Source organism: Streptomyces sp. CWNU-52B, assembly GCF_047444975.1.
GTDB lineage: Bacteria > Actinomycetota > Actinomycetes > Streptomycetales > Streptomycetaceae > Streptomyces.
The window spans coordinates 71,079-84,014 of record NZ_JBLFJV010000001.1 but is presented as its reverse complement, the minus strand read 5'-3'; the positions used below and the strand labels follow the sequence as shown (position 1 = coordinate 84,014).

11 protein-coding genes and 2 tRNA genes are annotated in these 12,936 nt (G+C 70.5%); 11 read left to right on the top strand and 2 right to left on the bottom strand.

Annotated features, from left to right (window positions below):
* Positions 1–25: 25 nt before the first annotated feature.
* From ACLVWQ_RS00370 to ACLVWQ_RS00330, 9 genes are all read left to right on the top strand, one after another.
* Positions 26–181, top strand: a complete 156-nt coding sequence (locus ACLVWQ_RS00370) for a hypothetical protein (protein WP_414106003.1) — start codon at positions 26–28, stop codon at positions 179–181.
* Positions 182–394: 213 nt separating this feature from the next.
* A complete protein-coding gene (locus tag ACLVWQ_RS00365) occupies positions 395–559 on the top strand; it encodes a hypothetical protein (RefSeq protein ID WP_414106002.1) in 165 nt (54 codons plus the stop codon).
* Positions 560–606: 47 nt separating this feature from the next.
* Positions 607–1,281 carry a nicotinate-nucleotide adenylyltransferase gene (gene nadD / locus ACLVWQ_RS00360; RefSeq protein ID WP_414106000.1) on the top strand — a complete coding sequence of 225 codons (675 nt, stop codon included), beginning with the start codon at positions 607–609 and terminating at the stop codon, positions 1,279–1,281.
* A gap of 16 nt (positions 1,282–1,297) precedes the next feature.
* The gene (locus tag ACLVWQ_RS00355; protein ID WP_414105999.1) at positions 1,298–3,136 is read left to right on the top strand and encodes an LCP family protein; all 1,839 of its coding nucleotides are present in this window, start codon (positions 1,298–1,300) and stop codon (positions 3,134–3,136) included.
* 92 nt (positions 3,137–3,228) lie between these two features.
* Complete coding sequence (gene rsfS / locus ACLVWQ_RS00350; RefSeq protein WP_414105998.1) at positions 3,229–3,675, top strand: ribosome silencing factor; 447 nt, start codon at positions 3,229–3,231, stop codon at positions 3,673–3,675.
* Positions 3,672–4,373 carry a histidine phosphatase family protein gene (locus ACLVWQ_RS00345; protein ID WP_414105997.1) on the top strand — a complete coding sequence of 234 codons (702 nt, stop codon included), beginning with the start codon at positions 3,672–3,674 and terminating at the stop codon, positions 4,371–4,373. Before rsfS ends, ACLVWQ_RS00345 begins: the two co-directional genes overlap by 4 nt.
* 145 nt (positions 4,374–4,518) lie before the next feature.
* Positions 4,519–4,591, top strand: a tRNA-Ala gene (locus tag ACLVWQ_RS00340).
* Between the two features lie 504 nt (positions 4,592–5,095).
* Positions 5,096–5,329: a hypothetical protein gene (locus ACLVWQ_RS00335; protein WP_010986886.1), complete on the top strand. Its 234-nt coding sequence runs from the start codon at positions 5,096–5,098 to the stop codon at positions 5,327–5,329.
* A gap of 122 nt (positions 5,330–5,451) precedes the next feature.
* A tRNA-Ala gene (locus ACLVWQ_RS00330) sits at positions 5,452–5,524 on the top strand.
* A gap of 168 nt (positions 5,525–5,692) precedes the next feature.
* On the opposite strand, the gene ACLVWQ_RS00325 is transcribed toward ACLVWQ_RS00330, so the two are convergent.
* Together ACLVWQ_RS00325 and ACLVWQ_RS00320 are read right to left on the bottom strand one after the other, a co-directional pair.
* Positions 5,693–7,318, bottom strand: a complete 1,626-nt coding sequence (locus ACLVWQ_RS00325; protein WP_414105996.1) for an NADH-ubiquinone oxidoreductase-F iron-sulfur binding region domain-containing protein — start codon at positions 7,316–7,318, stop codon at positions 5,693–5,695.
* Entirely contained in the window at positions 7,318–8,646 is a 1,329-nt protein-coding gene (locus ACLVWQ_RS00320; RefSeq protein ID WP_414105995.1) for a cytochrome b/b6 domain-containing protein, read from the bottom strand. Before ACLVWQ_RS00320 ends, ACLVWQ_RS00325 begins: the two co-directional genes overlap by 1 nt.
* A gap of 416 nt (positions 8,647–9,062) precedes the next feature.
* Here ACLVWQ_RS00320 and leuS point away from each other — a divergent pair, with 416 nt between their 5' ends.
* Both leuS and ACLVWQ_RS00310 read left to right on the top strand, forming a co-directional pair.
* Positions 9,063–11,948 carry a leucine--tRNA ligase gene (gene leuS, locus ACLVWQ_RS00315; protein ID WP_414105993.1) on the top strand — a complete coding sequence of 962 codons (2,886 nt, stop codon included), beginning with the start codon at positions 9,063–9,065 and terminating at the stop codon, positions 11,946–11,948.
* A 155-nt stretch (positions 11,949–12,103) separates the two neighbouring features.
* Positions 12,104–12,913: a hypothetical protein gene (locus ACLVWQ_RS00310; RefSeq protein ID WP_414105992.1), complete on the top strand. Its 810-nt coding sequence runs from the start codon at positions 12,104–12,106 to the stop codon at positions 12,911–12,913.
* Positions 12,914–12,936 lie beyond the last annotated feature (23 nt).

Below are 12,936 nucleotides of genomic sequence, written 5' to 3'. Positions count from 1 at the left end.
CAGTACAGCGAAGGAGTAGTACGTCATGGATCATTCCCCCGAGTCCTGGCTCACCGAGGCGGCGAACGCCGCCCAGCAGCAAGGGGCGGGCAATCTCCTGCGCGTCGTGCTGGTCGCGATGGTCGTCGGCTGTGTGCTGGTGGCCTGGTTCTTGTTGCGCGGTTACAAACGGGACGACTGAGACCCCGTGGAAGGTTCCCGGAAGCCTCCCGCGAGGTTCCGGTGGCGGCTTTTCGTACCCCGCGCCGCGCACCGCGGCGGAGTCGGAGTGATGGGGGAGAGGGCGCCCGCTTACGATGTGCGGAAGTCTTGATCCCGTATCCCGGTATCCCGCCCTCCCCCACTCTCGACTCCGTTCGAGCGGGGGACCTTCATCGGATAGGTCCTGTCGAAGATGAGCCTCCACAGCACCGCTGCCCAGTTGGTCACACTCGCCGCCGAGGGCGAGGAGCACAGCGGCAACCACGAGAGCCTCAACCCCCTCCTGATCGGCGGCGGAGCCTTCCTCGCCCTCCTGCTGCTGCTGTGGATCACCACCCGCTTCAACCGGGACCGCTGACAGCCGTGCGACAGAGCCCGCCGTCCGGGCCGGTAGGGTCTGAACGCATGGGAGAGCAGGACATGCCTACCGGTCCGGCGGGCGCCGTGGAGCACGGCGTGCGGCGTGGCACGGGCAACGGACCGTCGAACCCGGGCAAGCGCCGCCTCGGAGTCATGGGCGGAACGTTCGACCCGATCCACCACGGACACCTCGTGGCCGCCAGTGAGGTCGCCGCGCAGTTCCACCTCGACGAGGTGATGTTCGTGCCGACCGGGCAGCCGTGGCAGAAGACCGACCGCAAGGTCTCCCCGGCCGAGGACCGCTATCTGATGACGGTCATCGCGACCGCGGAGAATCCGCAGTTCTCCGTGAGCCGCATCGACATCGACCGCGGCGGCCCGACGTACACCACGGACACGCTGCGGGACCTGCGGGTACTCAACCCCGACACGGACCTCTTCTTCATCACGGGCGCCGACGCGCTCGGCCAGATCCTGACCTGGCGCGACGCCGAGGAACTGTTCTCCCTCGCGCACTTCGTCGGGGTCACCCGGCCCGGCCACATACTGACCGACACCGGCCTGCCCGAGGGCGGTGTCTCGCTCGTCGAGGTTCCCGCGCTCGCCATCTCGTCCACGGACTGCCGGATCCGGGTCGCGAAGGGTGATCCGGTCTGGTACCTGGTGCCGGACGGTGTGGTGCGCTACATCGACAAGCGAGAGCTGTACCGCGGCGAGTGAGCCGAGAGGGGCACCGGTGAACGACCGATACGACGCTGGGTACGGGGGCGACCAGTACGAGCTCGTCGGCTACGACGAGTTCGGGCAGCCTGTGTACCGACAGGTGCCGCAGCCGGGGCAGTCTCCGCAGCACCCTCAGCACCCTCAGCACTCCGGGCAACAGGACGCGTACGGCTCGTACGACTCCTACGGCGGGCAGACCCAGGGGCAGGCACAAGGGCAGGCGTACGAGCAGGGGTACGGACAACAGGGCTACGGCCGGCAGGAGTTCGGCGGGCAGCAGGGGTACGGGCAGGGCTACGGCTACGACCCGTACGCGACGGGTCAGCAGGCGGGGCAGCACACAGGGCAGCAGGCGTCGCCCGGGGTGGCGTACGACACCGGTCAGCAGCAGCCCGTGCCGCCCTACGACACCGGTCAGCAGCAACCCGTCCCGCCCTACGACACCGGCGACACGGGCGACCTGGGCGACACCGGCCGGCGGCGGCCCCGAGTCGCCGAGCGGAGCGCGCACATCCCGCAGCAGGCGGGTCCCGCGCAGCCCCCGGCCCCCGCGGCGGACGACGAGCGGGGCGGTGAACCCGGCTACCACACCGAGCAGTTCGCCTTCGTCGAGGAGCCGCCCGAGCAGTCCGAGGACGTCATCGACTGGCTCAAGTTCACCGAGAACCGCACCGAGCGGCGCGAGGAGGCCAAGCGCCGGGCGCGCGGCCGGGTCGTCGCCCTCGTCGTCGTGTTCGCGCTGGTCGCGGTCGGCGGGGCGGGCTACCTCTGGTTCGCCGGGAAGCTGCCCGGGTCGTCGTCGGACTCGAAGACCGGCACGACCGTCGCGGCCGGCGCCCAGAAGCGCGACGTGATCGTCGTCCACCTGCACAACACCAAGGGCACCGGCACCTCGACGGCCCTGCTCGTCAACAACACCACCACCAAGCAGGGCACCACGGTCCTGCTGCCCAACTCCCTCGCCCTGACGGACGAGGACGGCGGCGCGACCACGCTCTCCAAGTCGGTCGACGACGACGGCTCCTCGGGGACGCGCGACGAGCTGGACACCGTCCTCGGTACGGACATCGAGGGCACCTGGCGCCTCGACACCCCGTACCTCAACAACCTGGTCGAACTCGTCGGCAACATCGACGTGGACACCGACGCGGACGTGCCGGACCCCGAGGCGAAGAAGAAGGGCGAGGCCCCGCTCGTCAAGAAGGGCGAGCAGCAGACGCTCAGCGGCAAGATGGCCGTCGCGTACGCCACGTACCGCGCCTCCGGTGAGCCGCAGGACGCGCAGTTGCAGCGGTTCGGGCAGGTCATGCAGAGCGTGCTGCGCAAGCTGTCGTCCGACTCGGGGGCCGCGACGACCACCGTGCAGACGCTCGCGCAGATCCTCGACCCCTCGCTGACCGACAAGGACCTGGGCACGTTCCTCGCCAAGCTCGCGGACCGGGCCAAGGAGGGCGACTTCAAGACGGCGATGCTGCCGGTCCAGACGGACGGGCGGCTCGACGCGCAGGCCGCCGGCAGCGTCGTGAAGAACGTGCTCGGCGGGGCCGCCAAGAGCCCCGAGAAGGGCGCCGCGGTCCAGGTCGGCATCCGTAACGCCACCGCCGACGAGGACGCCACCGAGAAGGCCCGGGTGGTGCTGCTGAACGGCGGCTACACCTTCGTGGACGCCGGTACGGCCGATGCCGCGCAGACCGTGTCGGAGATCACATACGCCGACGCCGCCAAGAAGGAGGACGCGGTGGAGGTCGCCAAGACGCTGGACCTGCCCACCACGTCCGTCAAGAAGGGCAAGGTCACCTCGAACGCGGATGTGTCGGTGGTGCTGGGCCAGGACTACAAGGTGGGCGGGTAGGTCCCGGCATCGCGTGGGGGCCGTCGGCGGTCCGTGAGACCCTGGGGGCAGACCCCCTCGGGGTTTCCTGACCGCCTACGGAAAGCCTTGTAGTGACCGCCACTGACCGCTCTACCGAGCTCATCACCGCTGCCGCGCAGGCAGCCGCCGACAAGCTCGCGCACGACATCATCGCGTACGACGTCAGCGACGTGCTGTCGATCACGGACGCCTTCCTGCTAGCCTCCGCGCCCAACGACCGTCAGGTCAAGTCGATCGTCGACGAGATCGAGGAGCGGCTGAACAAGGAGCTCGGCGCCAAGCCGGTGCGCCGTGAGGGCGACCGCGACGCCCGTTGGATCCTGCTCGACTACGTCGACATCGTGGTGCACGTCCAGCACAGCGAGGAGCGCGTGTTCTACGCGCTGGAGCGCCTCTGGAAGGACTGCCCCGAGATCGAGCTGCCCGCCGACGCCAAGGCCACGCGGGGCAAGGCCGCCGAGCACAACAAGCTCCAGGACGCGGAGGACACCGCGGAGTTGCGTGGAGAGCTGCGATGACCGCGGGCGAGGGGGAGTCGGCGGCGGTCGGCAAGCCGCTGTCCGAGGCCGGCCGCAGGGCCGGCCGGGGGCGCCGCGTCATCCTGTGGCGCCACGGCCAGACCCTGTGGAACGTGGAGCGTCGCTTCCAGGGCACCACGGACGTCGAGCTGACCGAGACCGGCGTGGGCCAGGCCCGTCGCGCCGCCCGGCTGCTCGCGTCCCTGAAGCCCGACGCGATCGTCGCCTCGGACCTGCAGCGGGCGGCGAACACCGCGCGTGAGCTGTCCGGGCTCACCGGCCTCGACGTCACGCACGACGAGGGCCTGCGGGAGACGTACGCGGGCCTGTGGCAGGGCCTGACGCACCAGGAGATCATCGAGCGGTACGGCGACCAGTACGCGGCGTGGAAGCGCGGCGAGCCCGTGCGCAGGGGCGGCGGCGAGCTGGAGACCGAGGTCGCCGACCGCGCGGCCCCCGTGGTGCTCAGCCATGCCGAGAAGCTCCCCGACGACGGCACCCTGGTGGTCGTCAGCCACGGCGGCACCATCCGCACCACCATCGGCCGCCTCCTCGGCCTGGAGTCCCAGCACTGGGAGAGCCTCGGCGGGCTCTCCAACTGCTGCTGGTCCGTCCTCGGCGAGGGCGCCCGCGGCTGGCGTCTGCTGGAGCACAACGCGGGGACCCTGCCGGAGCCGGTACTGGGCGACGACGACTAGGACCTCCGGCCGGCACGTGCGGGCCGCCCGCACCGGCCGGAGGATCTTGGCCCCCCTCGGCAGCGGATTTCACTTTCCGGCTGACCGCAGGCTAAAGTTCTTCTTGTTCCGCCGCCGGGGAGACCCGGTGGGAACGACACAGCGCGGGGCTATAGCTCAGTTGGTAGAGCGCCTGCATGGCATGCAGGAGGTCAGGAGTTCAATTCTCCTTAGCTCCACAGATCAGGACCGACGATCCCGTCCCCACCAGGGGGCGGGATTTTTCGTCACCCGTCACCCGTCACCCGTCACCCGACGGGTACGCCCGACGAGGGCTGGGCGGCGCCGTGTTGGGCACACTCTTCTCCAGACGACTTGAGTCACTTGGGGTCCCGGGGGCGTATACCTCTTCGGACGCGCTCCTCGTCCGCACGTTCGCGCTGGCCGCGACCGTCGCGACGGGTGCCGTGTCCGGACTGGTACGAAGGCGTCGCTGACCGTCTTGCTCCGGCCGTGGCAGAATCAAACGGCCGGAAGGGGGCGCGGCCCGACGGGAGGGAGTGGCGATGCCTGCGAGCATTCTCCGGAAGGTCGTCGACCTTTCCGGATCCGAGGTGACACGGGACCCGATCACGCGCCTCGACTGCCCTTCCTGCGGTTCGGCCCACGTTGCTCAGGTTCTCGGCGACAACGGAGGAGTTTCCTACGTGTGCACGGCCTGCGGCCACAGCTGGAGCTGATCGATGGGTGCACACAGGCGAAAGTGCGATTGGTGCGGCAGCGGTACGCCGATCGTCCGCGACATGGAACCGGTCAACCACGACTACCAGTACTGGTGCGAGGAATGCGCACGGGCACTGATCATAAAAGGCGACCCCATCGAGACGTACCGCGAGCTGGAGGGGGAGCCGATCTACGGCCGGCTCCTCGACGAGCACTGCACGCTCAAGCGTTTCTACTCGTTCGCCACGGCGTGAGTCCGGTACGGCCCGGGTCCGGTGACCCCTCCGTGGAGGGGCACCGGAAACGATTTGGTGGTGCACCGGGAGGACCGGTAATGTTGGCGTCGCCGCCGGGGAAACCCGGAGGAACACCGCACGGGGCTATAGCTCAGTTGGTAGAGCACCTGCATGGCATGCAGGGGGTCAGGAGTTCAAATCTCCTTAGCTCCACAGCAGATGAAGCGGGTCATCCGAATCAGGATGGCCCGCTTCTCGCATGACTGCGGTCTTTTCGTACGGCTGAGGTCCAGCTGAGGTCTGGCTGATGTGAGGCTGAGTGCCGCCGTGTGCCGGCGCGTGCGCTTCGGCGGCGGCCCGGACCTCCGGGCCGCCGGTGGGTCAGCGGCCGCGGCCCAGCGCGCGACGGCCGCCCCCGCCGCCCTCGCGCACGGCGGGCAGGTTCTGCCGGGGAGCCGCTCCGCGGGTGTCCTCCTCCAGGCGCAGGGCGAGCGCGGGGCAGCGTCGTACGGCCCGCAGCGCCTTCGCCTCCGCGTACCGGGGAACCCCCGCCTGGGCGACGGTCGGGAAGCCGTCGGCGCCCAGCTGGAAGACCTCCGGGAGGATGTCCGCGCACAGCCCGTGCCCGCGGCACAGCGTCCAGTCCACGTAGATCTTCTGGCGGCTGGGGCCCTGCTCCTCCTCCGGCTGCTGGCCGCCGGGGATACCGGTGGGCAGCTGGCCGCCCTCGAAGAGCGGCAGCACGCCCTCCACGGGCCGCCCGCAGCCGTTGCCCAGGACATGGGCGGCGAGGTCGTCCGTGAACGCCTTGATGGTCGACTCCAGGAACATCGCGGAGCCGTCCGGGTGCGAGCAGGCGCCGCGCCGCTTCACGGCGTTGGCGACCTGCTTGAGGGCCTCCAGGGCGGCCGGGCCGCCGCCGTTGAGGATGTCCTCCATGCCGCGGGCCGCGGCCGGCAGCCCGAGGTAGCACGGGCCGCACTGCCCCGCGCTCTCCTCGGCCAGCCACTGGGCCACGCGCAGCGACTCGCCGAGCGGGCAGGTCGTCTGGCTGATCGGGAGGATCGCGCCGGCGCCGAGCGCACCGCCCACCGCGTCCAGGGAGTTGCGGGAGACGATCGCCTCGTTGACCGTCGCGGAGTCCAGCCACTTGCCGTGGTAGCCGCCGGTCAGCACGCCCTGCGGGACGGGCGGCGCACCGGCCAGCTGAAGGATGTAGCGCAGCGGCACACCGGTCGGGGCCTCGATCACCATGGGGCGGGCGACCGCCCCGGAGACGGTGAGCATGACGGTGCCGGGCTCGTCGTACAGGCCGGTGTTCCCGTAGCGCTCGGCGCCGATGCGGGCACCGATCGCCAGCTGGGCGAACGTCTCGGCGTTCGACAGCAGGGTGGGCGCGCCGCCGACGCCGTTCTGCGAGGCGCTGGTCTTGCGGCCGGGCGGGATCGCCGGACCGCCGTCGATGGAGCGGACCAGCGAGGCGGCCGCTCCGGTCACCATCCGTACGGGGTTGCGCTGGACCCGCGCGCGGATGGTCGCCCCGCGCCGGTTGGTGAGCCCGCGCTCCGAGAGCGCCGCCTCCATCGACCGCTGCGTGGACTCGCGGGTCACGCCGATGACCAGGGTGCGGGCGCCCAGGGCCTCCGCGACCAGCAGGGCGCCGTCCAGGATCAGATGCGGGGCACGGTTGATCATCACCGTGTCCTTGCGGCAGGCGGGCTCGTCCTCGCTCCCGTTGACGACGACGACGGGCCGTACGCCCCGGCGGATCGCCGCCTCGGCGACCGACCGCAGCTTCTTGTGGAACGGGAAGCCGGCGCCGCCGCGGCCCTTCAGGTTGATGCGTTCGGAGAGCTGCGCGAGCTGCTCACCGCCCATGGGCTCGAGCGGCCCGTGCACCTTCAGGTGCATGGGCAGGTCGAGTCTCTCGACGAGATCGAAACCGGAGGTGAGCTGGGGAAGGCCCACCACTCGGACTTCGGGTACGTCGGGAAGGGCCTCGTTCACTAAAAGCCTCCGGAAGGCGCGTTCCAGGGTTCGCCGTTGCTTGGTGCCTCGTAGGAACCGGGCAGCGTTTCAGTGGCGGGACCGCTGTTGTACGTGTCATTCGGGTTGTACGTACCGAGGGGGTCGTTCGACTCACCGGTGTTGTACACGTCACTCGTGCCGTACGAGGGGCCCGGCGGCGGAGTGTCGTACGAGACGGCGCTGTAGGTGCCCGTGTCCGAGATGGGGCTGAACGCTCCCGTGTCGTAGTTCGGCGTCTCGGCGGGGCGCGGCGGGGCCTCGTACAGCGGCGGGGACGGGGTCGGCCAGCGGGTGCCGGTGGCGCTGCCGTCGGCGCGCGGCATCGTCTCGGTGGGCTGCATGTCCATCGGTGCCTGCATGCGCCGGGCCGGGTCGGGCACCTGGGTGTCCTGGCCGCGCTGCGGGGTGGAGACGGCCCGGTAGGCGGCCGCGAAACCGCCGGTGTCGGTGAGCGATCCGGTGTCCGTGAAGGACCTGCCGTCCTGGTTTCCGGAGGGCTGTGGGGAGGGGTTCCGCTGCTGGGGGATCCCCTGGTCGGGGAAGCCGGGCCGGCCGCCGCCGCCCTTCGGGGCCTCCGCGGCACGGCGTGCCGGGGGCTCCTCGCGGAACGCCCGGTTGTTGCCGTTGTCGAGCAGGGACAGGACGCGCCTGGCGAACTTCCGCTTGAACGACAGGGGGGCCGCCCGCAGGGCCAGGGCGCCCATCACGGCGACCAGGGCGAGGCTGTAGAGGATCACGAAGATCGGCTTCGCCTCGCGGCCCGCGAAGAGGCCGTGGATCAGCGCGGAGCACCAGGCGGGGTAGGCCAGCATGTGCACCGCGCGCCAGCGGGCGGCGACCTGCACCGGGGACGCGAACGCGCTGCGCAGTGCGCCGGTGAGGGCGGTGAAGACCATCAGGAGGCCGGCCAGCGTGCCGAACCCGATGAGCCCGCCGGTGCCGGAGACGCCGAGGCCGAAGGGGACGACGGCCGCGATCGCCGAGGTGTGGTCGAGCGCGAGCTTGACCGAGACGTGCAGCAGCAGGAAACCGACCGAGCTCACCGCGGTGGTGCGGTGCACGGCCTGGGCTATCAGGCGCTGGCGGGTGTTGAGGAAGACCCGGTCGGTGGCGACGAGCCCCCAGAGCACCGAGAGGGTGAGGGCGACGAGCGACAGGACGCCCGCGCCGAAGTTGAGGAAGTCCCGCAGTCCGTCACCTCCGATCACGACGACGAGGGGTATGAGCAGCAAGACGGCAGCCATCACTCCGCCTTGGACCGAGCGACTCGGCCGGGAGAGCGTGCTGTTGTTGCGGCGAGAGTTCATGGGTGCAACTCCGAACAGTTCGGGAAAGCGGTCCCGCTGCCGCACTCTAGGTCGAGCCATACCGAGGAGTACGAGGTTTCAGTTATATCGCTGTTATCAAAGGGCGATAAGGGAGCTGTGATGTCCCTTAGAAGCCCTTACGCGAAGTAACATCTGACCTTCGTTCAGCTCTTGCCGACCGGGTGCGGGAGCGACACTCAGTGCCGGAGCGTAGCCGAAAGCGCGTCGCGGCCCGCTCGGCCGCTGCGGTACCCTGACGCCATGCGTGCCGTACGCCTTCTGCTTAGTGAGCCGCGCTGATCACACCCGGTCGCCGAAGAGCCGCGACCGGCATCGGCGCGGCGCCCCCTCCTGTGTGAGGGGTTTTTTCATTTCCTGAGCCGCGGGCAGAGACGATCGATGGAGCTTTGAGGATCATGAGCGAGACGAACACCGCTGCCGCCCCCGAGGTGGTGGCGCCGCACCGCTACACGGCCGCCATGGCCGAGCAGATCGAGGCACGCTGGCAGGACTTCTGGGACGCCGAGGGCACGTACGAGGCCCCGAACCCGAGCGGCGACCTGGCGGGGGACCCCGATCTGGTCGCCAGACCCAAGAAGTTCATCATGGACATGTTCCCGTACCCGTCCGGTACGGGCCTGCACGTAGGCCATCCCCTGGGCTACATCGCCACCGACGTGACCGCCCGGTACCAGCGCATGACCGGCCACAACGTCCTGCACACCCTGGGCTTCGACGCGTTCGGCCTGCCTGCCGAGCAGCACGCCGTGTCGACCGGCGAGCACCCCCGGGTCACCACCGAGGCGGCCATCGGCAACATGACCTCCCAGCTGCGCCGGCTGGGCCTGGGCCACGACAAGCGCCGGTCCTTCGCGACGATCGACCCGGAGTACTACAAGTGGACGCAGTGGATCTTCCTGCAGATCTTCAACTCCTGGTACGACACCGAGGCGGACAGGGCCCGGCCGATCGCCGAACTGGTCGCCCTGTTCGAGAGCGGTGAGCGCGCGCTGCCCGGCGGGCGCTCCTGGAGTGAGCTGTCTCACGCCGAGCGCGCCGACACGCTGAGTGACCACCGTCTGGCGTACGCCTCCGACGCACCCGTCAACTGGTGCCCCGGCCTGGGCACCGTCCTGGCGAACGAGGAGGTCACCGCGGACGGCCGCTCCGAGCGCGGCAACTTCCCCGTCTTCAAGGCCAAGCTGCGCCAGTGGAACATGCGCATCACCGCGTACGCCGACCGGCTGCTGAGCGACCTGGACGCGCTGGACTGGCCCGAGGCCATCAAGCTGCAGCAGCGCAACTGGATCGGCCGCTCCGAGGGCGCCCGCGTCGACTTCCCCGTGGACGGCGAGGCCATCACGGTCTACACCACGCGCCCGGACACCCTGTTCGGCGCGACCTACATGGTGCTGGCCCCCGAGCACCCGCTGGTCGAGAAGGTCACCGCGTCCGGCTGGCCCGAGGGCACCCACGACGTCTGGACGGGCGGCCACGCCACGCCGTCCGAGGCCGTCGCCGCCTACCGCGCGCAGGCCGCCTCGAAGTCGGACGTCGAGCGGCAGGCCGAGGCCAAGGACAAGACCGGCGTCTTCACCGGCGCGTACGCGACCAACCCGGTCAACGGCGAGCGCGTCCCCGTCTTCATCGCCGACTACGTCCTGATGGGGTACGGCACCGGCGCGATCATGGCGGTCCCGGCGGGCGACCAGCGCGACTTCGAGTTCGCGCGCGCCTTCGAGCTGCCCGTCCGCTGTGTGATCGAGCCCACCGACGGCCGGGGCACCGACACGTCGACGTGGGAGAACGCCTTCGGATCGCACGACGCGAAGATCATCAACTCCGCGAACGACCGTGTCTCGCTGGACGGCCTGGGTGTCGTCGAGGCCAAGGCCCGCATCACCGAGTGGCTGGAGCGCGAGGACATCGGCCGCGGCACCGTCAACTTCCGGCTGCGCGACTGGCTGTTCAGCCGCCAGCGCTACTGGGGCGAGCCCTTCCCGATCGTCTACGACGAGGACGGCATCGCCCACCCGCTGCCCGAGTCGATGCTGCCCCTGGAGCTGCCGGAGGTCGAGGACTACTCGCCGCGCACCTTCGACGCGGACGACGCGAACACGTCCCCCGAGACCCCGCTGTCCCGCAACGAGGACTGGGTCAACGTCACGCTGGACCTGGGCGACGGCCGCGGCCCGCGCCCGTACCGCCGCGAGACCAACACCATGCCCAACTGGGCCGGCTCCTGCTGGTACGAGCTGCGCTACCTGGACCCCCACAACTCCGAGAAGCTGGTCGACCCGGAGATCGAGCGGTACTGGATGGGTCCGCGCGAGGGCCAGCCGCACGGCGGCGTCGACCTGTACGTGGGCGGCGCCGAACACGCCGTGCTGCACCTGCTGTACGCGCGCTTCTGGTCCAAGGTGCTGTTCGACCTGGGGCACGTCTCCTCCGCGGAGCCGTTCCACAAGCTGTTCAACCAGGGCATGATCCAGGCCTACGTGTACCGCGACAGCCGCGGCATCGCCGTACCGGCCGCCGAGGTGGAGGAGCGCGACGGCTCCTACTACCACCAGGGCAAGCAGGTCTCCCGGCTGCTGGGCAAGATGGGCAAGTCCCTGAAGAACGCGGTCACCCCGGACGAGATCTGCGCCGAGTACGGCGCGGACACCCTGCGCCTGTACGAGATGGCGATGGGCCCCCTGGACGTGTCGCGGCCGTGGGACACGCGCGCGGTGGTGGGCCAGTTCAGGCTGCTGCAGCGGCTGTGGCGCAACGTCGTCGACGAGGCGACGGGCGAGGCCACCGTCGTCGAGGCCGCGGACGCCGACATCGACCCGGACACGCTGCGCGCCCTGCACAAGGCGATCGACGGCGTACGCCAGGACCTGGAGGGCCTGCGCTTCAACACCGCCATCGCCAAGGTCACCGAGCTGAACAACCACCTGACCAAGACGGGAGCTCCCGTCCCGCGGTCGGTGGCCGAGTCGCTGGTGCTGCTGATCGCGCCGCTGGCCCCGCACGTCGCCGAGGAGCTGTGGCGCAAGCTGGGCCACACCGACTCGGTCGTCCACCGGGACTTCCCCGTGGCCGACCCCGCGTACGCGGCGGACGAGAGCGTGACCTGCGTCGTGCAGATCAAGGGCAAGGTCAAGGCGCGCCTGGAGGTTTCCCCGTCGATCTCGGACGCGGAGCTGGAGAAGGTGGCGCTGGCCGACGACAAGGTGGTCGCGGCGCTGGACGGGGCGGGCATCCGCAAGGTGATCGTGCGGGCACCGAAGCTGGTGAACATCGTTCCGGCGTAGGTGACGGCCGGGCGGTCGGTCCGGTCTCGGGGTAGTCCCCTACGGGCAGGTTGGGGGTTCCGCTGGAACCCTCGGCCTGCCTTTTCCGTTTACCGTGAAAGAGCCCGCGGGCACCGGAAGCAGTACCCGAGGAAGCAGTTCCCGAGAGGACCGTCATGGAAGCCGTGGTCGCCATCGTGGCACTGATCTTCGTGCTGTTCGTGGTTCTGGGCGTGTATGCCACGGTGAAGGCGGTCGGCGCCGCCAAGCGGGGCGTGGACCGCACCGTGGCACAGGCCCGCCGCACCGTGGAGGACACGACGCTCAGGGCGAAGACCTTCGCCCAGCCGGGAGCCCAGGGTGAGCTGGCTCAACTGCGCCTCTCCCTGCGCACCTCGATGCGGGCCACCCAGGACGCGCTGCAGGCGGGCGTGGGCGAGGACGAGTCGCTGAAGGAGTCCCTGGCCCTCTTCGACCGGCTCAGCGCGCACGGCCACGAACTGGACGGCGAGTTGAAGCGCCTGGAGCGAGAACCGGACAGGGCGCGCCTCGCCGAGCGCCTGCCCGCGCTGCGGGAGCGCACCGGACAGATCACGAAGTCCGCCGACGCGCTGCGCTGGGCGGCGCGCGACCGCGCACAGCGGTTCGGGGGCGACGACCTGGACTCGCTGAGCACACAGATCGACATGGAGGCGGGCGCCCTGCGGCACTGGACGACGGAGCCGTCGCCCACGTCCACGTCCACCGCCACGCCCACGCCCACGTCCGCGCCCACGTCCGAGGGCGCGGGTGCGACCGGGCCGGCTGCGGCGCCGTCCTCGCCGCCGTGGCCGAAGGCGCCGGGTTCCGCCGCGGACCGGCAGACCTGGCCGGAGAGCTCCGAGTCGCGCAGGGCTGAGGAGCCCACCCGCCCCGCGCTCGACGCCCCCGCACAGCGGCCCGTCTACCCTTGGCAGAAGAAGCCCCGCCCCGAGAGCACGACTTGATCCCGCCGGTCCGGCCGCGGGCG